18 protein-coding genes and 4 tRNA genes are annotated in these 21,473 nt (G+C 40.2%); 9 read left to right on the forward strand and 13 right to left on the reverse strand.

Translation table 11 applies throughout. The features are described from left to right. The 3 genes from MKL33_RS15470 to MKL33_RS15480 are packed head-to-tail and all read right to left on the reverse strand — an operon-like array spanning window position 1 to window position 2,449. On the reverse strand, window positions 1–753 hold the full coding sequence (locus tag MKL33_RS15470) for a type 4a pilus biogenesis protein PilO (protein ID WP_060464993.1): 753 nt from the start codon (window positions 751–753) through the stop codon (window positions 1–3). After that, on the reverse strand, window positions 750–1,391 hold the full coding sequence (locus MKL33_RS15475; RefSeq protein WP_069037150.1) for a PilN domain-containing protein: 642 nt from the start codon (window positions 1,389–1,391) through the stop codon (window positions 750–752). Before MKL33_RS15475 ends, MKL33_RS15470 begins: the two co-directional genes overlap by 4 nt. Beyond that, on the reverse strand, window positions 1,391–2,449 hold the full coding sequence (locus MKL33_RS15480; RefSeq protein WP_005067078.1) for a pilus assembly protein PilM: 1,059 nt from the start codon (window positions 2,447–2,449) through the stop codon (window positions 1,391–1,393). Before MKL33_RS15480 ends, MKL33_RS15475 begins: the two co-directional genes overlap by 1 nt. A gap of 161 nt (window positions 2,450–2,610) precedes the next feature. On the opposite strand from MKL33_RS15480, the gene ponA reads away from it, so the two are divergent. Beyond that, entirely contained in the window at window positions 2,611–5,172 is a 2,562-nt protein-coding gene (gene ponA, locus MKL33_RS15485) for a penicillin-binding protein PBP1a (protein ID WP_270907302.1), read from the forward strand. A 54-nt stretch (window positions 5,173–5,226) separates the two neighbouring features. Here ponA and MKL33_RS15490 read toward each other — a convergent pair whose 3' ends face one another. From MKL33_RS15490 to MKL33_RS15530, 9 genes are all read right to left on the reverse strand, one after another. Then, entirely contained in the window at window positions 5,227–6,051 is an 825-nt protein-coding gene (locus MKL33_RS15490) for a putative RNA methyltransferase (RefSeq protein ID WP_270907303.1), read from the reverse strand. A gap of 2 nt (window positions 6,052–6,053) precedes the next feature. Beyond that, window positions 6,054–6,386, reverse strand: a complete 333-nt coding sequence (locus tag MKL33_RS15495; protein ID WP_002116981.1) for a DUF7709 family protein — start codon at window positions 6,384–6,386, stop codon at window positions 6,054–6,056. Between the two features lie 59 nt (window positions 6,387–6,445). Then, window positions 6,446–7,564 carry a phospho-N-acetylmuramoyl-pentapeptide-transferase gene (mraY, locus tag MKL33_RS15500; RefSeq protein ID WP_002116751.1) on the reverse strand — a complete coding sequence of 373 codons (1,119 nt, stop codon included), beginning with the start codon at window positions 7,562–7,564 and terminating at the stop codon, window positions 6,446–6,448. Next, window positions 7,565–8,965 (reverse strand): UDP-N-acetylmuramoyl-tripeptide--D-alanyl-D-alanine ligase, encoded by a 1,401-nt coding sequence (locus MKL33_RS15505; RefSeq protein ID WP_069037152.1) that lies wholly within the window; start codon window positions 8,963–8,965, stop codon window positions 7,565–7,567. An 8-nt stretch (window positions 8,966–8,973) separates the two neighbouring features. Next, on the reverse strand, window positions 8,974–10,473 hold the full coding sequence (locus MKL33_RS15510) for a UDP-N-acetylmuramoyl-L-alanyl-D-glutamate--2,6-diaminopimelate ligase (RefSeq protein WP_270907304.1): 1,500 nt from the start codon (window positions 10,471–10,473) through the stop codon (window positions 8,974–8,976). 3 nt (window positions 10,474–10,476) lie between these two features. Continuing rightward, window positions 10,477–12,309 carry a penicillin-binding protein PBP3 gene (ftsI, locus tag MKL33_RS15515; RefSeq protein ID WP_002117016.1) on the reverse strand — a complete coding sequence of 611 codons (1,833 nt, stop codon included), beginning with the start codon at window positions 12,307–12,309 and terminating at the stop codon, window positions 10,477–10,479. Between the two features lie 11 nt (window positions 12,310–12,320). After that, on the reverse strand, window positions 12,321–12,653 hold the full coding sequence (gene ftsL / locus MKL33_RS15520; RefSeq protein ID WP_270907305.1) for a cell division protein FtsL: 333 nt from the start codon (window positions 12,651–12,653) through the stop codon (window positions 12,321–12,323). Next, window positions 12,653–13,576, reverse strand: a complete 924-nt coding sequence (rsmH, locus tag MKL33_RS15525) for a 16S rRNA (cytosine(1402)-N(4))-methyltransferase RsmH (RefSeq protein WP_002116998.1) — start codon at window positions 13,574–13,576, stop codon at window positions 12,653–12,655. The genes ftsL and rsmH overlap by 1 nt, the downstream gene beginning before the upstream one ends. 231 nt (window positions 13,577–13,807) lie before the next feature. Next, window positions 13,808–14,809, reverse strand: coding sequence for a sulfate ABC transporter substrate-binding protein (locus MKL33_RS15530; RefSeq protein ID WP_270907306.1), 1,002 nt, complete (start codon window positions 14,807–14,809; stop codon window positions 13,808–13,810). A 399-nt stretch (window positions 14,810–15,208) separates the two neighbouring features. Between MKL33_RS15530 and MKL33_RS15535 the strand changes: the two genes are divergently transcribed. The 8 genes from MKL33_RS15535 to MKL33_RS15570 all read left to right on the forward strand — a co-directional run bounded on the left by MKL33_RS15535 (window position 15,209) and on the right by MKL33_RS15570 (window position 20,240). After that, window positions 15,209–15,508, forward strand: a complete 300-nt coding sequence (locus tag MKL33_RS15535; protein ID WP_002116889.1) for a hypothetical protein — start codon at window positions 15,209–15,211, stop codon at window positions 15,506–15,508. Between the two features lie 116 nt (window positions 15,509–15,624). Then, entirely contained in the window at window positions 15,625–17,133 is a 1,509-nt protein-coding gene (gene gltX / locus MKL33_RS15540; protein WP_069037154.1) for a glutamate--tRNA ligase, read from the forward strand. 57 nt (window positions 17,134–17,190) lie between these two features. Beyond that, window positions 17,191–17,266, forward strand: a tRNA-Ala gene (locus MKL33_RS15545). Window positions 17,267–17,291: 25 nt separating this feature from the next. Beyond that, window positions 17,292–17,367, forward strand: a tRNA-Glu gene (locus tag MKL33_RS15550). A 128-nt stretch (window positions 17,368–17,495) separates the two neighbouring features. Beyond that, window positions 17,496–18,917: an amino acid permease gene (locus tag MKL33_RS15555; RefSeq protein WP_005067053.1), complete on the forward strand. Its 1,422-nt coding sequence runs from the start codon at window positions 17,496–17,498 to the stop codon at window positions 18,915–18,917. Window positions 18,918–19,037: 120 nt separating this feature from the next. Next, the gene (locus MKL33_RS15560; RefSeq protein ID WP_262451965.1) at window positions 19,038–19,937 is read left to right on the forward strand and encodes an alpha/beta hydrolase; all 900 of its coding nucleotides are present in this window, start codon (window positions 19,038–19,040) and stop codon (window positions 19,935–19,937) included. 121 nt (window positions 19,938–20,058) lie between these two features. Beyond that, window positions 20,059–20,134 (forward strand) — tRNA-Glu (locus MKL33_RS15565). Between the two features lie 30 nt (window positions 20,135–20,164). Beyond that, window positions 20,165–20,240, forward strand: a tRNA-Glu gene (locus MKL33_RS15570). A 92-nt stretch (window positions 20,241–20,332) separates the two neighbouring features. Here MKL33_RS15570 and MKL33_RS15575 read toward each other — a convergent pair. Beyond that, window positions 20,333–21,280, reverse strand: a complete 948-nt coding sequence (locus MKL33_RS15575) for a hypothetical protein (protein ID WP_270907307.1) — start codon at window positions 21,278–21,280, stop codon at window positions 20,333–20,335. Between the last annotated feature and the right edge of the window lie 193 nt (window positions 21,281–21,473).

Genomic DNA, 21,473 nt, shown 5'->3' on the forward strand with positions numbered 1-21,473 from the left:
CTATTTCGGCTGTGTGTTAGCAGTAGAAGAATCAGGTGCTACCGAGGAAGCCGAAGCATTTTTTTCCTGATGTTCAGGATTTTCTACAGCACCCATATAGCGATAAGTTTTTGCTTTGATAGAATAATTAAGCACAGGAATATCTGATTTACCATCCTTAACAGGAGCAGCTTCAACAATAAAATCATGCATCGTCACAATACGTGGTAATGCCGCAATACTGCTAACAAAAGCACCGAAAGCGTGATAATCCCCAGTTGCTTCGATAGTAATAGGCTGTTCAATAAAAATTTCCTGCTTCACTTCATCTTCTAAGCGGATATTTTTAAACTTCAGACCAGAATTCACCCCCGTTAAGTTAATATCTTCAACTAAACTTGGAATTTCAGTTTCTTTTGGCAATTGTTCTAACTGCTGATTGAAGTTGGCTTGCATCTCTTGAAGTTGAAGCTGGTATTGCTGCAAGTTGCGTAATTTTGAGTCTTTTTCTCGAAACTCATTTAATAAATTACTTTCTTGTGCTTGAGCATTATCAATTGCTTGTAGCTTTGGCTGAATAGCAACAAAATACCCCAAAGCCAATACAGCAAAGAAAATAAAAATCCAACACGTAATTTTCACAGATAATGGCCAGCTACCATAACTGTTCATGTCGAGCGTGTTAAATTGCTGAAGAAATTTTTCTAAGGTGATCTTTTTTTTCTTAGATGGAGCTTGTTCTAAAGACAGCTCATGAAGTTCATCAGGACTCATTTTGCCGCCTCCTTATCCGTACCTACAGACGTATTGGCGGTATCATCTGTTGTAGTCACACCCATTTCCCCTACATCAACAGTAACAACAAAACTGCCATAGCTATCTTCAACTCTAGGAAGCAAAGAACTGATAGCCTTATCTTTTTTCTCTTCGGTCGCCAAGAAAGAATTCATAAAAGCGTTGCGATACCATGGCGATGCTTCGAGATTACGTAATAATTCTGCAACTGTATTTGGACTTTCCGCTTTTCCTTCAATCGTAAATTTATCTCCGGTTCGACTGAATTTAGTCAAATACATGGCAGCAGGTGTCACACGCACTAATTCATCCACCAAACGCACAACGACTGGACGCTGGCTTTGCAAACCTTGAATGAGCTTCATACGCTCAATAATTGCGTCCCGCTGTTCTTGCAAGCCATTTAAGGTTTTAAGTTGTTGATCTAGATTCTGGTTTGTACTGATGATGAGCTGATTTGCTTGTTCTTGATCATCTAATTTTTGATTCAAATAAAACCACCCTGCAAATACAGTGGTTATCCCCAAAACAACGACCCCAAAACATAAAATAATAAATTGTTTTTTACGCTGCTCCCTAAGCCCATCACGCCAAGGGAGTAAATTAATTGTTGCCATTAATCAAAACTCCTTAAAGCCAAGCCACATGCCACCATTAATGAAGAAGCATCATTTTCAATTTTTTGAACGTCGACTTGAGGAGAGAAACCCATTTGTAAAAATGGATTGGCAATAGTGACTCGGTAACCGAGTTTCTGCTGCAACAATTTAGCAAGCCCTGGAATGTTGGCATTGCCACCCGCTAGCAAAATATGGTCAATTTCATTGAATTGGGATGAAGAGAAGAAAAATTGTAGAGATCTAGCAGCTTGCTGAACTACAGCATCTAAAAATGGTTCTAAGATTTCGATGTCATAATCATCTGGCAAAGAACGTTCTTTTTTAGCGCGTCCCGCTTCTTCTAATGACAAACCGTAACGGCTTTGAATTTCCAAAGTAAGCTGTTTACCGCCAAAGACTTGTTCACGGGTATAAATGATTTTGCCATTTTGCATAACCGATAATGTGGTCATGGTATGGCCAATATCTAAAATACCAATGGTATTTGCACCCATGGGTAAGCTATCAGCAAACACACTAAAAGCACGCTCGACAGCATAACTTTCAACATCAGCAAGCTTAGGCGTTAAATCAACCAGTTCCAGTACTTCTACGCGTGTTTCAACATTTTCTGTTCGTGTTGCGACTAAAAGTACATTCACACGATTTGGATTCGGCAGTCGATCTGGTAAAACCTCAAAATCAAGGCTCACCTCATCTAAAGGGAACGGTATATATTGCTCCGCATCTAATCGAATCTGAACTTCACGTTCATCATCGTTCATATCTGCATCCATTTCGATAGTTTTATGAATAACCGTCGATGTTGGAACAGCAATTGCAGCGTTAGTGGTGTGGGGATTTGCTAAATTCATCGCCCGTTCCAAAGCTTCTGCAACTGCTTCTGGATTCAAGATATTTTTTTCAACTACACTGTTCTCAGGTAAAGGCGTTAAAGCATAGCTTTCTACCCAATATTTACCGTTCTTAACAGAGAGCTCTAACAACTTAACAGAAGTCGAACTAATATCGACGCCCATTAACCCCTTATTCGGTTTACGATATAACCTGAGCACACTATTGTCCTATTATTTTTTTATCCCCAAAAAAAATTACAAACCAATAATCTAGGTCTTTATTTTTACACGGATACAATATCTCATCTAACAATCCGCATGTCTAAAGGCTATACTGACCACAATTAGTTTGTATTCGATCTTATTAAAGCTTACTTATCATGAAAAAGCTATCCAGTTTGGGCTTCGTGCGTCCAATTTTTTTGATCATTATTATTATCTTAGTCTCACTTCCGATGGGCTTTTATGGCATGTATCTCTATATCGCCCCATCGCTTCCAGAAATGAGTTCACTAAAAAAAGCTCCCCTATTAAAACCATTACAGGTCTACACTTCAGACAATCAACTGATTGCCGAGTACGGTGGTAAGCTTTCTATTCCGGTTGAATACAAACAAATTCCCCCTGCTTTTATTCATGCATTTTTAGCAGCAGAAGACTCTTCTTTCTTTGAACATAGCGGGATCAGTTTTAAGGGTTTAGGTCGTGCTTTGAGCGAAAGTGTGACGGGTTCAGATGTGCAAACTGGTGGTTCAACGATCACCATGCAAGTTGCAAAGAACTATTATTTGAGTCCAGAAAGAACTCTAAAACGTAAAATAACCGAAATCTTTTTGGCTCGAAAAATTGAGCAAAATTTGTCTAAAGAAGAAATTCTCAGTCTCTATGTGAATAAAATCTTCTTAGGGAAAAATGCGTATGGTATCGCGGCAGCAGCTAAAATTTATTATAACAAAAGCATTAATGAGCTCAGCATTGCTCAAATGGCAATGATTGCAGGTTTGCCAAAAGCACCTTCTAAATATAACCCTGTAGTTAATCCTGAGCGCGCACTCGAACGACGCAACTGGATTTTAGGCCGTATGTTACAGCTGGGTTATATTTCTCAAGCAGAATATCAAAAAGCAGTTGCAGAGCCGATCAATTTAAATATGCCCAATCGGGATTTAAATAATATTCATCCCTATGCTGGGGAAATGGTTCGTTCAGAACTTGTCAAGCATTTTGGCGAACAAGCCATTGATTCTGGTTATAAAGTCTACACAACAATTAATGCTAAACGCCAAGCGATTGCAGAAAAAGCTGTGCAAGATGGCCTTGAAGCTTATGACCGTCGTCATGGCTGGCGTGGTGCTGAAGCACATGACAAACCGTTAACTGAATTTAGAGCATATGCCAACACCTATCCTGCACAAGTCACCAAGGTAAATAGCAGCTCTTTTGAAGCATTAATGCAAGATGGCTCAACCGTTACGGTTCAATGGTCTGGCATGTCATGGGCACGCCCCTATCGCAATGCAAATAGCGTAGGTGGCGCTCCTTCACGCGCATCTCAAATTGTTAAAGTTAAAGATATTGTTCGTTTACGCCCAAATGATAATAAAACCGCATGGTCTTTAGTTCAGGTTCCAAAAGTTCAAGGTCAACTCATTGCAATTAACCCAAATGATGGTTCAATTGAAGCAATCGTAGGTGGCTACAACTTCTACCAATCAAAATTTAACCGTGCCTTACAAGGCTGGCGTCAACCGGGTTCTACAATCAAGCCATTCCTCTATGCTTTAGCATTAGAAAGAGGTATGACCCCGTATAGCATGGTGAATGATAGCCCAATTACGATTGGCAAATGGACACCGCGAAACTCTGATGGGCGTTACTTAGGTATGATCCCATTACGCCGTGCTTTATATTTGTCTCGTAATACCGTATCAGTAAGACTTCTGCAAACAGTAGGGATTGAACGTACTCGCCAATTATTTATGGATTTCGGTTTACAAGAAGATCAAATTCCTCGCAACTACACCATTGCCTTAGGTACTCCTCAAGTATTACCAATTCAAATGGCAACTGGTTATGCAACGTTTGCAAACGGCGGTTACCGTGTTCAACCGCATTTCATTCAACGTATTGAAGATGCTTACGGTAAAGTCATTTATGAAGCCAAACCAGAATACGCGTGTATTCCATGTATTAATGCACCTGACACAACGGATGATGAGCAAAAACCTAAAACGACTGATGATGAAGTCATTGAGGTTACGAATAAAGACATAGAACAGAAAGAAAATGCAGCTAAGCAGCTTAATCTTAAACAGACTGACAAAAACAACAGTCAATATCGCCAAGCTCAACGTATTTTAAAATCAAGCTCTGCTTATGATATGGCGAACATCTTACGTGATGTAATCGAGCATGGTACAGGTCGTGCTGCACTTAAAATTGGCCGTAGTGATTTAGGTGGTAAAACAGGTACTACGAATGATGCAAAAGATGCATGGTTTGCAGGCTTCAATGGCAAGTTAGTGACCGTAGCATGGGTTGGATTTGACCAACCGACTACGCTTGGCCGTCGTGAATATGGTGGTATTGCTGCATTGCCGATCTGGATTAACTTTATGGGTCAAGCATTGCAAGGTACGCCAGCAGCTTGGGTCCGTTTAGATAAAGATGCTAAAAGTCCTATTTCACGTGACCAACAAGAAACCGTGACAGAAGTAGCTGATAAGAAAACTTATCGTGCGGCTCCGCCACTAGCACGTCCGCTCTATCGACCAGCACCGCCACAACCAAAATTAAGCAATGACAATGACTTTTCCGATTTACCAGGTGAAGAAATTGTTATTCCGTCAAAAGCTGCGCCTCCTGCCATGAGACCTTCACAGGACTCCGCTCCTAAGCGAGAAAAAGATGAATTAGAAAATCTGATTAATCAGATTGAATAGCAAAAAAGAAGCCATCATCAGATGGCTTCTTTTTTGCGCTCTTAAAATAGATCGTTAGATGGCTTTTTTATTGCGCTTCTGAAAAATATAAATTTGAAATGATGCCGTTACTTCTAATTGCAATTGCTGCTCTAACTGCAAGCGACGCTCAGGAGAAGCTTTATAAGCATAAGGTGTCATAGCAATCAGATTTTTTAGGGCTTGTTGATCGAGCACAAAAGGCGCATCAATAATTTGCTCTTGCTTTAATTCAAACAAATCTTGTAGTTGCTCTACAAACTTTTCTGGTGTGTGAGGATTAACTTGCTCAAATAAAGCCTCACGCATGGCATACAAATGTTCAGAAGCAGGCGTAACAACAATTAAATGACCCTCATCTTTTAAGACACGCGCAATTTCTGCTTGCGGAATTGGGCTAAATAAACTGGTGCAGGCATCCATGCTATGGTCTAGCACTGGTAAAGTCGCCCCTGTTCCCACCACCCAAGTTACTTCAGTGTTGAGCTTTGCTGCGCGTTGTACCGCGTTTTTTGCAATATCAACTCCAACACACTGCTCAACAACTTGCTGCATAGCACTTGTATAGTAGCCCTCACCACATCCGATATCGAGTATTGCTTTTACATCTAATTGCTTTAATAAAGCGACTACAGCTTGCTGTAAAGGCTGATAATAACCACCTTGCAAAAAAGCTCGTCGCGCATCGACTGACTCGGGTGTATCCCCTGGATTTTTACTATGTTTATGTTGCACCACATGTAAATTGACATAGCCTTGTTTAGCTACATCATAACTATGTCCTTGCTCACATCGCCAAGTTCGTTCAGTTAAATTCAGGGACTGACGACACACAGGACACATTAAAACTTGCTTAGCCACTTTTAATTATTCTCTTGTTCTTTTTGTTGTAAATAAGTCTTTGCGTGTAGTCCAACAAAGGTGCGACCTGCATTTGTACCATTAATCCATTCATCTACCTGAAACAAATCAAACAGACCTACCTTTACTAAAGTTGGAATTGCGATCTTTAACTCTTCCTCAATTTGCCCTCTTTGCCCAGCATTATATAATTCAATATTGTGCAGCATTGTCGCTACAGTTCCTGTTTGCACCTGACTTCCATCTTTAAGTACAACTTGAGGTAATACTTCGCCCTCTCCAACTACTTTTTGATTAATCACAGATAATTGGTCTAGACCAGCAACTTTTGTCATTCACCTCTCCAATAAAAAAAGCCAGTAGAACTGGCTTTATATTGACACTAAAATAAGATCTATCGCAATTTTAAAGTCATTAGACCTAAAACTACTAATATAATTGTAATAATCCAAAAACGGATCACAACTTGCGTTTCTTTCCAGCCCTGCTTTTCATAGTGATGATGCAGCGGCGCCATTAAGAACACACGTTTATTACGCATACGCAAGGAGCCGATTTGTAAGAATACAGATACTGCCTCCATTACAAATACACCACCCATAATTGCAAATACGATTTCTTGACGAACCATAACTGCAATTGTTCCAAGCATCGCACCTAAAGCTAAAGCACCGACATCCCCCATAAATACTTGAGCAGGATGCGCGTTATACCAAAGGAATGCCAAACCAGCACCAATCATGGCAGAACAGATTACTACGAGTTCAGAGGTATATTTCACATATGGAATATGTAAATAGTTAGCGAAACGGATGTCACCAGACAAGTAAGCAAATACGCCTAAGCCCGTAGCTACCATGACAACTGGCATGATTGCCAAGCCATCTAAACCATCTGTTAAGTTAACTGCGTTAGAAGCACCATTAATCACTAGATAGGTAAATACAATAAATGCCAGACCTAAAGGAACAATTGAGAGTGGAATTGAAAGATTCTTAAAGAATGGAATCAATAAATCCAACATGTTTGCGGTATGTTCTGCATTGGACTGTTGAGTTGCGATTAAATATAACGCAATACCAGCACCCAGCGATGCAACAGAAGTCCAGAAAAACTTCTTACGTGCAGGTAAACCTGCATTGTCTTTATAGCGAATTTTAATCCAGTCATCTGCCCAGCCTACAGCACCGAATACAACCATTACACCAAGCACAATCCAGACATAAGGGTTAGATAAATCAGCCCATAGTAAAGTACTAATACCAATTGAAAGCAGAATTAAAATTCCGCCCATCGTTGGTGTACCCATTTTTTTAGCATGATTTTCAGGAGCAAACGAACTTACTGCCTGACCGTATTTTAACGCTTGTAATTTACGAATCATGATCGGTCCAAGGACCAGACCAATGGTCAGTGAAGTTAATACACTGAGTAAAGAACGTAATGTTAAATAACGAACGACCTGAAACGAGCTGTGATAGCCCGCAAGTTGTTCAAACAACCATAACAGCATTTAAAGTTTCTCCATCAAATCAGCCATCAACGTTTCCATATGAGTAAAGCGAGAACCTTTAAACAGGAAACTCATGGACTGGGGTTGATGTGTTTGGATTAGATTGATTAAAAATGGAAGCGCCTCAGCTTGTGTCTGAAATGCTTTCACTTTATTAGAATGAGAGTCTGCACCCTCGAGAGCAGCTGGAGCGAACTGTCCAACTGCAATAATATGATCTAAAGGAAGTTCGGCAAGATCACGACCTAAATCATAATGCTCTTGCCAACTGCTATCACCTAACTCACCAATATCCCCCATGACCATCACTTTTACGCCTTGTTGCTGCAACAACACTTGTGCAGCAGCACGCATAGAAGTCGGATTGGCATTGTAGGTATCATCAATAAATAAGTAAGGTGACTTTTGAATAAAGTTAAGACGACCTTTGGCTCCCTGAGCTAGCTCTAAACCTTGGACAATATCTTCTAGTCCAATACCAATTGCTAAAGCAAAAGCTACAGCTGCGGTCGCATTTTGAACATTATGCTCACCCGCAAAAGGAAGCTTAACTGCACTGCTACCTTGTGGTGTATGAAGGATAAAATTCGTTGATTGAGGCAGTAACTCCACATCTGTTGCATAGATATCGCCTCCTACACCAAATGTAGAAATACGATGAACTTTCGCAGCATCAAGAATCTCGGCAGTGAAGTCATCTTGTTGCGGCACGATTGCAACGCCATTTGGTAAAATATGACGATAAATTTCCGATTTTGCGCGGCAAATACCTTCACGACCACCAAACTCGCCTAAATGAGCTGTACCAATATTTAATATGCCCGCAACATGAGGCTGAACGAGTTTTGATGTGTAATCAATCTCGCCTTGATGGCTTGCACCCAACTCCATTACCGCATATTGATGTTCCTTGCGAAGCTCTAGCAACATCATGGGTACACCAAGGTCATTATTTAAATTGCCTCGGGTGATTAGTGTCGGTGCTAAGCGCGACAATATACTTCCCAGCATTTCTTTGGTTGTAGTTTTACCACTACTTCCCGTTAAGGCAATCACCTTTAATTGTGAGTTTTGCTCACGGCGATAAGCGCCGAGTTGCCCTAAAGCCAATCGGGTATCGGCAACAACGAGTTGCGCAATATCTACATCTAACGGACGTTCAACAATAGCTATTTGACAACCATTTGCAGCAACTTGCACAACGAAATCATGCGCATCGAAACGCTCACCTTTTAGTGCTAAAAAGGCATCCCCAGTTTCCGCATGACGCGAGTCCGTCAAAATACGTTTAATTTCAGTTTGAGGGCTCTGGTCTTTATGCCAGTAGCCCTGTGTTGCCTGTTGTAATTGTTGAGCTGTCCACGGTTCCAAAGGCACGGTACTGGTGGTTGAAGTATGCATAATTCGTCCTATTGTGCAGGGTAAGCAGCGTCTACAGTGTGATGTTGTGCATCAATCGCAGAACGCACTTCAACAACATCATCAAACCAGTGACGTACGCCATTAATTTCTTGATAATTTTCATGTCCTTTACCGGCAATCACAACAATATCACCAGCCTGAGCCTGCTGTGCAACAAATTTAATTGCTTCACGGCGGTCATGAATTTCATGCATACGGTGCCCTGAAAAGTCGATTCCTTGCTTCATGTCAGCAAAAATTTGTTCAGGGTCTTCTGTTCTTGGGTTATCCGACGTCAAAATAACTGGATTTGCGCCGTATAAAGCTGCTTGAGTCATTAATGGGCGCTTACCGCGATCGCGGTCCCCGCCACACCCAAATACAGCCCAAAGTTGATTAGACACATGACGTTTTAATGTTTTAAGCACTTGAATTAATGCATCTGGTGTATGCGCATAATCAACAACAAATAAACGCTCACCATCACGAATAACCTGCATTCGACCTGGGGCACCAATTAGTTTAGGAACGAAAGCTACTAACGCTTTTAAACTAAAACCTGCTTGCTCAGCAGCAATAAGAGCTGCAACCAAGTTTTCGACATTAAAATGCCCTAACAATGGACTTTGCACAGCAAAAGAACCTTGCGGGCTCACTAAATTAAATGTCGCTCCTGCTAAACTGTAACTCAGGTCAGTAATATAATAATCAGCAGTATTTTGAGTAAGTGAATACGTTAAAATTTTTGGTTGAGCAGGATTTTGCTTTGCTGCATTGATCATGAGAGCAGCATGCTCATCATCTAAATTAATAACGGCTACTTTTAAAGAGCTAAAACGGAATAAAAGAGCCTTCGCTTCTGCATAAGCCTCTAAAGTGCCGTGGTAATCCAGATGGTCACGACTCAAATTGCTATAAACAGCAATCTCAATCGCACAACCATTTAAACGACCTTGTTCCAAACCATGTGAGCTTGCTTCTAAAGAAGCGAAAGTCGCACCTTGTTTTGCATAATCATGCAATGCATTTTGCAGTTGTAAAGCATCAAGCGTAGTGTGAGTTGAGGGTGTTAAGTCTGGTAAAATACCATTGCCTGTAGTGCCCATCACAGCACAGCGCTGTTGTTGAGAGCTAATTAATTCAGCCACTAGACGCGAAATTGTGGTTTTACCATTTGTACCAGTCACTGCAATAATACGCACTGGTACTGCGGGATCTATACGCTGCAAATAACGTTCTTGCCACTCACCCATACGTTGACGCATATCAGAACATACCCACTCATTTGCTACGCCCAACTCAGTCTCGCTAATAATGGCAAGTGCACCATTAGCTAAAGCTGACTCAGCAAAAGTGCGTGTTTTTTCAGGTTGGCTATAACTGGTCAAAGCGATAAAGATCTGGCCTGACTCAACCTTACGGCTGTCTAAACTAAAGCCTTGAAAAGGCTGTTTAGACCACTGTGCATCGATCTCAACTGGATTAATTTCTTGGAAAGAAACAGACATAGCTTACCTGCGAATAGGATTTTCTGGAGTATCAAGGGGCTTATCAAGCGGCACATTCATTAAGCGCAATGATTCTTGCATAATTCGTGCGAAAACAGGGGCCGCAACCAAACCACCGTAATAACGGCCTTGTGGATTTTCAACAACTACAATAACCGCTAAACGAGGATCACTAATCGGAGCTACGCCTGCAAATAAAGCACGGTATTCATTATTTGAATAACCTTTACGATCTGCGCGAAGTTTATGAGCTGTACCTGTTTTACCACCAACGCGATAACCCGGAATATTAGCTTGCTTTGCAGTACCGCCCGGCATCGTCACCTGCTCAAGCATAAGCAAAACCTGATCAGCAATTTTTGGAGCAAGAACTTGCTCACCTTTAGGAGCTTGGTCGAGTTTATGCAAACTTAGAGGCATTTTTACCCCATGGTTTGCAAGCATTGCATAGCCTTGCGCCAACTGAAGAATAGTTGCATTTAGACCATAACCGTAAGCCATGGTACCAATTTGGGAAGAGTTTAACTTGCTTACAGGAAGTACTAAACCAGAGCTTTCACCAGGGAACTTCACAGCAGAACGCTTACCAAAGCCAGCACGGTTAAAGAAGCTTGGCAATGTTTCCTTAGGAAGTGACAACGCAATTTTTGCCGAACCCACGTTTGATGACTTAATAATTACGCCACTAACAGTCAAAGCACCATAGTTATGCGTATCACGAATAGTATGCCAGCCTAAACGCATTGAACCTGGCGAAGTGTTGACAATCGTATTTGGCGTATATTGTCCAGTTTCGAGTGCAGCAGAAACTGTAAAAGGCTTCATAGTAGAACCCGGCTCGAACATATCAATCGCACCGCGGTTACGCATGGCATCTTTATTAGATAAACCGTTTTTATCATTCGGGTTATAAGATGGCCAACTGGTCATAGCCAGAATTTCGCCTGTTTTAACATCTACAGCAATTGCTGTCGCCGAACGGGCGTTATTTGCAACACCAGCAGCAGTCAACTCACGGTACATAATATATTGCAAACGAGAGTCGATACTTAAAGTGATGTTTTCGCCTGGCTCACCTTCACGAATAACCTCAGAAACTTTTAAGCGGTTACCACGTTTATCACGAATAATTTTTTGTTCGCCATCTACCCCAGACAGTTGTTTATTCAACTGCATTTCCAAGCCTTCAATCCCTTGGCCTTCACTATTGGTTAAACCAATAATCTGAGCATTTGGCTGCGGTTGAGGATAATAACGTTTATATGTTTTCTCAGCATAAACGCCTTGGAAGTTACCCTTTGTAATGAGATCTGCCTGCTGTGGCGGCACTTCTTTTTTCAAAACCAAATAACGAGAACGTGGACGCGCATTCATCTGTTTTTTTAGATCTGCACGATCTAAACCAACCACATCCGCCAACTCATCAAGGTTTAAGTTTTTATCTGGTAATTGTCGTTTTAACTTACGATTATTTGGATCTTTTTTTAATTCGGCTGTAATTTCGTCATATAAATGCTTGGTATCAAAGTAATCACGTGGATCAATGACAATTTTCATAATAGGCGTACTAATGGCCAAAGGCACACCATGACGGTCGCTAATAACCCCACGCATTGCCTCAATACGTTCCGTACGCAAAATATTGGCATTGGCCTTGTTTTGTAAAAAGTCTTTATTAATCACTTGCACATAAAATGCACGTGCAATTAATACAACAAAACAGAGCAGTACTGTTGCCCAGAGCAGATAAAACCGCCACATATCGAAGGCAAGAGTTGGTTTTTCCGAAATAGACTGCTGTTTTTTCCGTGTTTGCTTTGTTCGCTTATCTACCATACAGCAAGGCCTTACTTATTTTGCTCTGAGGTCATCGGTAAAGAAATTACCACCGTTTCTGCAGCAGGTGGCGAAAACATGCGTAGTTGGGTTACAGCACGCGTACCAATCTGTGCTGTTGCACCGAAGGTTTGTTGCTCAATAAGCAAACGCCCCCATTCAGCATTGAGATCATCACGTTCACGCATATAAGAGCTGAGCTCTCTATAATCATGACGATATTCAAATACTTGAAATACCACCATCATGGCACTGATAAAAACAAGCGCCACAAATACGGTGTATGCCACAACTTTTTTCACCACTTTATTTTCGGTGGTTTCAATTTCATCACTGCTTTTCATTACGCGCCTTTTTGTTCCAAGCGTTCAGCAACCCGAAGCCATGCACTACGTGAACGTGGGTTCGCTTTTACTTCTTCTTCACTCGCACGAACCCGTGAAATTTTCTTTAACCTTCTTGTATCTACCTGTTGCTGAGGCATTCCCCAGCCAATATCTTCTGCCAAAGTCGATTCTTTTTGAATAAATTGTTTGATTAAACGATCTTCAAGAGAATGAAAGCTAATCACAGACAAACGCCCTTTTGGTTTTAGTAAGTCTACAGCTTGTGGTAAAAATACTTCAATATCATCTAGTTCTTTATTAATAGCAATACGAATTGCCTGAAATGTGCGTGTTGCTGGATGCTTATGTTTTTCCCACTTTGGATGAGCTGTTTTAACAAGTTCTGCCAATTGGGCTGTCGTGTCTAGTTTTCCAGCTTGTTTAATCGCTTTTGCAATACGTCGACTATAACGTTCTTCGCCATATTGATAAATAATATTTGCTAATTGTTCTTCTTCAATTTCAAGTAACCACTCAGCTGCGGTTAATCCCTTAGAATTATCCATTCGCATGTCTAGAGGACCATCCTGCATAAAACTGAAACCACGTTCAGCTTGGTCGAGTTGAGGAGATGACACCCCTAAGTCAGCCATAATGCCATCGACACTCATCACACCAATTTCCTGCATTTTTTCTTTAATATCAGCAAAACTGGCATGAATAATGGTAAATCTCGGGTCTTCTTGCGCCAAAGCAGCTGCAACTTCCAAAGCTTGAGGGTCTTTATCAAATGCATATACTCGTGCATTTTCATCAAGTTTCGAGAGCAATAAACGTGTATGCCCACCTCGTCCGAAGGTTGCATCTATATACACCCCTGTTGTGCGATCTGCCAATAAGCTCTCAACGGTCTCAAAAAGTAAGACAGAAATATGCGACATAGGTGTTAAATCATTGCGTAAAAATGTAACTGCACATTATCACCTTGTTTATGACCAACGCCAAACGGCTTTTTGTAGGAAAATATTAATTTTTCATAGATAAAACCGTTTTGTTAGCATTTTTTAAGCAAAAAAAGAAAGCAAGCTTACTTTTTTAAGTTTGCTTGCTTTCTTTATGAATATTTAACTTCTAAGTTTTCTTTTTGGACTATTGTTTTTAGATCATTTTATTTACTGCTTGCCATCATAAATTTGATCAAAAATAGCACCGTTTGCAAAATGAGTTTTCTGAGCTTTAGCCCAACCACCGAACACATCATTAATGGTAAATAATTTAATTTTTGGGAATTGCACTGCATATTTCGCAGCCACTTGAGCATTACGCGGTCGGAAATAATGTTTAGCAGCCAATTCTTGGCCTAAAGGTGAATATAAAAAGTTCAGATAACCTTTTGCCAAGGTCCTATTTCCATCTTTATCTACGGTTTTATCTACAATCGCGACAGATGGTTCGGCCAAAATTGAAACTGATGGATAAACAATTTGATATTTATCCTTATCAGGCCCTTTCGTCGCCAACAAAGCTTCATTTTCCCAAGACAACAAAACATCACCAATGCCACGTTCGGCAAATGTCGTAAGTGAACCACGGGCTCCCGAATCTAGAACTTTCACATTGTGATAAAGCTTTTTCACCAACTCTCGAGCCTTAGCATCATTTCCACCTGGCTGTTTTAAAGCATATCCCCACGCAGAGAGATAAATCCAACGCGGTGCACCACCTGTTTTAGGGTTAGGGGTGATAATTTCCACACCTGGTTTTGTTAAATCATTCCAGTCGCGTATATTTTTCGGGTTACCTTTTCGTACTAGAAACACGACAGTTGACGTATAGGGGGCAGAATTATTTGGGAATTCTTTTTGCCAGTTCGGCTGAATAAACCCAGCTTTAACAATCTCATCAATATCATTCGCTAATGCTAATGTTACTACATCAGCTTCAAGTCCTGTGGCTACCGCGCGGGCTTGTTTGCCAGATCCACCATGTGACTGTTTAAATTCAACGTCTTGCCCTGTTCGCCGTTTCCAAAATTTACCAAATGCTTGGTTATATTCTTGATAGAACTCTCGAGTTGGATCATAAGAAACATTTAAAAAAGAGGTCGCTGCTTGAGCCGCTGTTGTCGCTATTCCCACATATAAAGCGACAGCTATTATTGATATTTTTTTCATTTACAAAATCCATCATTCGTTTTAGTTTAACTATATTTTTAATTTTATTTTTTACAATCAATTACTTATATTTATATCTTTTTTATTAATCTTTTTTAGATATATAGCTTAGGATGTCTAAGTTATTTCATTTTTGAAAAATTTTGTAATTATTCTTACAACTTATTTAGGACCTTCACTTTATCTACACATTAATTTGTTAAATAATGAAGCGTAAAGGATACATAGGGTCTACATTTGAGTCGACCAGTTTAAAATATAGGTAAATTTTGTAAAAAGTGTGACACAGTTCCACTTTTTTATTAATATTTATGTTTAAATCGTAGCATTACCGTAATTTTACATTTTGTTAAACTCAAAAAATAGATGAAATGTAATGAACAGAGGGGATGATTAACAATGAAAATTCATTATGGAAAAGCTTTAAGCTTAAGTTTGGTGCTGAGTTTGGCATCACAGTTTTCTGCTGCAGCAGTACTTAAAGATACTCCAAGCAAAACTGGTTCAGAGAAACAGACTTCGCTTATTGAAAAAGCTTTAGATCAGCAGAAACGTAACCCTATTGTGTTACCTTCTACAAATGATGAGCTTAAAGTTCTAAATACGATTCGCGTTACACCAACTCAAAATTTTCTTGCTGCACAACACGAACGTTTTTCACGTTTTGTTCAGGCAATCTTTCAGCCCCATGCTTCTTAAAATCTGAAACACCCCCTCTTCGTTTCAGTTTTAGCCCAGCCTGACGTTAAATAAAACGTCAGAATACTGGGCTTTTTCGTTATAATAGTTTCAATTTTTATTCTGACCCATTATCTATGAAAGTTCGTACTCGTATTGCACCTTCCCCTACTGGTTTTCCTCATGTCGGCACAGCCTACATTGCTTTATTTAACATGTGTTTTGCGAAACAACATGGCGGAGAATTTATTTTAAGGATTGAAGATACAGACCAACTTCGTTCTACACCAGAGTCTGAAAAAATGATTTTGGATTCATTACGTTGGTTAGGTTTGAATTGGTCTGAAGGTCCAGATGTAGGTGGTCCACATGCACCATATCGCCAATCTGAACGTATGGGAATTTATAAGCAATACGCATTAGAACTTGTTGAAAAAGGTCATGCTTTTTACTGTTTCGCAACAGCAGAAGAACTTGACCAAATGCGTGCTGAACAACAAGCACGTGGCGAAACACCAAAATATGACGGCCGCGGCTTAAAACTTTCTCAAGAAGAAGTGACTCGACGTCTTGAAGCGGGTGAACCTCATGTCATTCGTATGAAAGTGCCTGAAGAAGGTGTTTGTAAATTTAATGACTTGCTACGTGGTGAGGTTGAAATTCCTTGGGCACAAGTCGATATGCAAGTCCTTCTTAAAACAGATGGTTTACCAACTTACCACTTAGCTAACGTTGTTGATGACCATTTAATGGAAATCACTCATGTATTGCGTGGTGAAGAATGGCTTCCATCTGCACCGAAGCATCAGTTGCTTTACCAATATTTTGGTTGGAAAATGCCAACTCTTTGCCACATGCCATTGTTGCGTAACCCAGATAAATCAAAACTATCTAAACGCAAAAACCCGACATCAATTAACTACTACCGCGATATCGGTGTATTGCCAGAAGCCTTACTCAACTATTTAGGCCGTATGGGTTGGTCAATGCCAGATGAAAGAGAAGTTTTCACATTACAAGACATGATGGATAACTTTGATATTCAGCGTGTATCACTAGGCGGACCAATTTTTGACGTTGAAAAATTGAACTGGCTTAACGGCCAATGGATTAAAGGGTTAACTCCAGGTCAATTATTAGACCGTTTATTAACATGGAAGAGTGATCGCAGCACTTTAGAAGACATTGCTGCCGCTATTCAACCACGTATTAATTTACTTTCAGAAGCTGTGAACTGGGCTGGTTTTTATTTTAACCATATGCCACAAATTACTGCTGAAATGTTTGAAAGTAAAAAATTGACTCAAGAGCAAGTTCGTCAAAGTTTACAATTTGCAATTTGGCGTCTTGAAGGTCAGTTTACTTGGAATAATGACACCGTTAGCCAAACCCTAATGGATCTTGCGAATCAGATGGGCATTAAACTACGTGATTTCATGCCAGCGTTCTTTATCGCAATTGCCGGTTCAACGAGTTCAACACCAGTGATGCAATCAATGGTTACGCTTGGGCCTGATTTAACTTTCGCTCGCTTACGTCATGCCTTAGAAATTGTGGGCGGACCGAGCAAGAAAGAAGTTAAAAATTGGGAAAAACTCAATGAGAGCTTAAAATTGCCGAAAAATGACGCAACTAGCGAAGTTTAATTCATTTTTTTGTTGACGTGTGAGCGCATTCACCCTAAGATTGCGCTCACACAAACTGGGGTCATAGCTCAGTTGGTAGAGCGCTACAATGGCATTGTAGAGGTCAGCGGTTCGATCCCGCTTGACTCCACCACGCTCCTTTGTGTTTGCCTCATCAAGTCCCTATCGTCTAGAGGCCTAGGACATCGCCCTTTCACGGCGGTAACCGGGGTTCGAATCCCCGTAGGGACGCCATATTCTGCTTTAAAAATTATAAAAAGACTCTATCGCCACCTTACTGTTTATTCTTTATCTCTTTCTAGATTGCACATTTGTCTATTTTATCTAAAATAGCGTCTTTCTTAATTCTCTCAATGTGTAATATGCAGCCATCTGACAATCAACTAGATGCTCATCAGCATCAGAACAGTACTGCACCTTTAAAAAGAGCCATGAGTACTCGCCATCTTGTGATGTTATCACTAGGCGGAGCGATCGGAACTGGTCTCTTTTTAGGTTCAGGGGAAGTCATTTCACAAACTGGAGCTATTGGCGCAATTATTGCCTATATTCTTGGTGGCGCGATCGCTTACATGGTCATGCTCTGCCTAGGAGAACTCGCTGTACACATGCCTGTTTCAGGTTCTTTTGGTGCCTACGCCAAAAAATATATCAGTCCAAGTACTGGCTATATGATTTCTTGGATGTACTGGCTCACCTGGACTGCAACGCTTGGAACTGAATTCACTGCCGCAGCTCTACTCATGCAAGAATGGTTCCCGCAGATTTCCATGTGGATTTGGACAATTATTTTTGCAGTTACCATCTTTGGCTTAAATATTAGTTCAACGCGTATTTTTGCTGAATCTGAGTTTTGGCTGGCTCTTGTTAAAGTCGTTACTGTCATTGCCTTTATTGTGCTCGGCCTATTAGCAATTTTTGGTTTAATTCCATTCCATGGTGCCCAAACTGCTCCACTATTTAGCAATCTTACGGCTCAAGGCTGGTTCCCTCATGGTTTAATTCCTATTTTTACGACCATGTTAATTGTTAACTTTGCATTCTCAGGAACCGAATTAATTGGTGTAGCAGCTGGCGAAACAAAAGATCCGGCTCAAAATGTACCAAAAGCGATTAATGCCGCGATCTGGCGCCTCCTTATTTTCTTTGTGGGTACCATCATTGTTATTAGCGCTTTACTTCCTTTCCAACTTGCAGGTTTAGGCGGTGACGGTGTAAGTAGCAGTCCTTTTGTGACGGTATTTAATTATATTGGTATTCCATATGCGGATGACATTATTAGGTTTGTAATCATCACAGCTCTGCTTTCAGCAGCAAATTCTGGCCTATATGCAGCTTCACGTATGATGTGGTCTCTATCAGAACAAAAATTACTACCTAGTGTGTTTGCGACTTTATCAAAAAGTGGAACACCAATCGTAGCCCTAGTTGTAACTATGTTCGGCGCAATTCCAGGTTTATTATCAGAGCAATTTGCACCTGAGACTATTTTTAAGAATCTGCTGGGTGTAGCTGCTTTTACCATGGTCATTGTATGGATGAGCATTTGTTTAAGTCAGTTCAACTTCCGCCGCCAATGGTATAGATCAGGTCATACAGTTAAAGACTTACAATATGCTGCGCCTTTATTCCCTATTGTGCCAATTTTAGGTTTTGTTTTCTGTTTCATTACTTGCTTGAGTATGGCAGCAGACCCTGAAATGCGCGCTGGTTTTGTAGGCTGTCTTATTTTTACAGCTTTATGTTATGTCAGTTATTTTATTTTTTATCGCAATAAAGACTAAACCCGTCGTTATTCAATTAAAGTGTAGCAAAAAGCTACACTTTTTTTTGCCTATATACTGGTTTTAAATAACATACCGTTGTAGATTAAAATTTATATTAAAAACAAAATCTTGTATAGAATGAAAATTATATTTATCCACGGGATGAATCAACAAAACTACACAGCACATCGCTTGAAAGAGCATTGGTTAAAAGTATTCAAGCTCGGCCTAAAACAAATGCCTTGCAAAGTTAATGTCCGCGATCTTCATATCCACATGCCATTTTATGGCGACTTAATGACCAAATACCAATTAAGTAACCAATTAGACCTTAACACGTTGTTACCTAAGTCATTTTTTAATAATTATTTCCCTATTAACGTACACCCAAGTAATCCTCCTACTAGAGAGCACACTCCATTTGTTCCGTTGTTACGTCCCTCAACCGATCAAACTGATAAAAGCTTCTCAGAACGGCTTTATCTCACTTCTCAATTAGTTAAAGATCGTGTACTGAAAGAACTAGTTGTTTTATTAAATAACTTTCCTAAACTGCATGAAAGTTTGATTCAACAATTCCTCATCGAAACCTATATGTATCTATCTAACCCAGAGTTTATGGAGGAAGTACATCAAAGAATTTTAAAGAAAATGCGAGAAGACGAAGATTATATTGTGGTCGGACACTCTCTTGGTTCAGTTATCGCTTTCCAATTATTATCAGATCCCTCTTATCACTTTTCGGTTAAACGCTTTGTCACCTTAGCTTCTCCTTTATCTTTTCGTGTAATTCAAAGTAAGCTCCCGCGTCCAATTTCTAGACCGCCATGTATTTACGGTGATTGGTTTAATTTTTACTCTCAAGATGATTTTTTGACCGCATTTCCATTGTGCGAAGCCCCATTTAATTTTGAACCTGCCATTATTAATCAGAAAATTTATACTTTCGCCAACCAGCCGCATGAGATTTTAGGATATTTACAACATCCGTCGGTTATAAAGGCAATTATTGAACCTTTTCAGAAAAATGAGGGCTAAATGTATATATTTTCTACAATTTGAGTTATTTTTAATCGCTTGACTGTTTTTTTTAATATTTCTTCAGAAAACTATTTGACACTTTTATTAAATCGACCTAATATACGCCCACCTCTGAAACGTCCCTATCGTCTAGAGGCCTAGGACATCGCCCTTTCACGGCGGTAACCGGGGTTCGAATCCCCGTAGGGACGCCAATATTTTTTTCAGATGTATGCCTCATATAAGTCCCTATCGTCTAGAGGCCTAGGACATCGCCCTTTCACGGCGGTAACCGGGGTTCGAATCCCCGTAGGGACGCCAAATTCTAAAAAGCCACTGCATAACGTCAGTGGCTTTTTTCTTGCCTAAAAAAATAAAAAGCCAATCAATGATTAGCTTTTTTATATGTTCTATCAACCCGCAATTCCCACTTGTACTTCAAGGCGACCTGACTGCACTCGTAGTCCTCTAATTTCAAACTGATCTACGAGCTGCTGCACAAGCTCGCGACTTTCTCTCAAAATATTCAAGCCTGGTAAAATACTAAAATCAGTCAAACTTAAAAGCTTTTCAACCATCCATGAACGGTTGTTAATAAAGTCAATAAATCCTGCTTGCTCTAGGTCAATAAACCACATGCGATGCCCATCGCGTTGGATTCCGGGAATATCGCCAATCAAGTGATTAATGAGTGATGGAATAGGCAACATATTTACGACTTCGAAACCAACTCGACCAATACGGCGCACAGCCCAATTTGACAAGGTGCCGCCATGTCGAATCTGAACATCAAGACTTTCATCCATTTGTCGCAAGCGTAAGAATTTTTCCTGCCCAATACGACATTCCAATACTTTAAAATCTAAACTCAAACGATACATGAAGCGATGATAATGCCCATCGATCTCGACTTGGAAACTGTCATTGCCGCACTTGATTTTAATATCATCAATTTCTGAGCGATCAATGCGCTTACGAATTTGATTATTTAATAACATTTCGGGTAAGTACAACGTTAAGGTACTTTTGCCCAAAAAAGTTCGCGCCATAATCAACGCGACTTGGCGTGCTGTTTCACTGGTTTCAGACACCATATCTCTTACCGTGCCTGCTGCCAGATTTGTCATTCCGACAACTCCACGTCGTGTATGAGTAGTTACTTGATCGAGTGCGTCCAAAGCAGCATCAGCAACCTCTGCAATATTACGTGTCGTGTCGCTAGCAAACCCAACTGCATCTTGGGCATGTTGCAATGTCTTATACAGTAATCGACGAGATAATGACGGTTTAGCGGTATCTGGGGTAGCTAAAACCGATGCTGTCGTTGTAGGCTGCGACTTATTGTCATCTTGTTGACCCAAGTCCCTCTCTCCTTTTTATATTTATCCCACATCCTATTCGAGTATTTAAGCTCATTTATTGTGCTAATCACACTTCATTTTTCTGTAGATTAGCATGCTCTACAATATTATTTTAATTTTTATGTGTACGGATAAATCATCTGTTTTTTATATTTCTTTGTTTATTCATAAGTAATTTTTCTGCTAACTCAAC

Source organism: Acinetobacter sp. AOR43_HL (assembly GCF_027854635.1).
GTDB classification, from domain to species: domain Bacteria; phylum Pseudomonadota; class Gammaproteobacteria; order Pseudomonadales; family Moraxellaceae; genus Acinetobacter; species Acinetobacter pittii.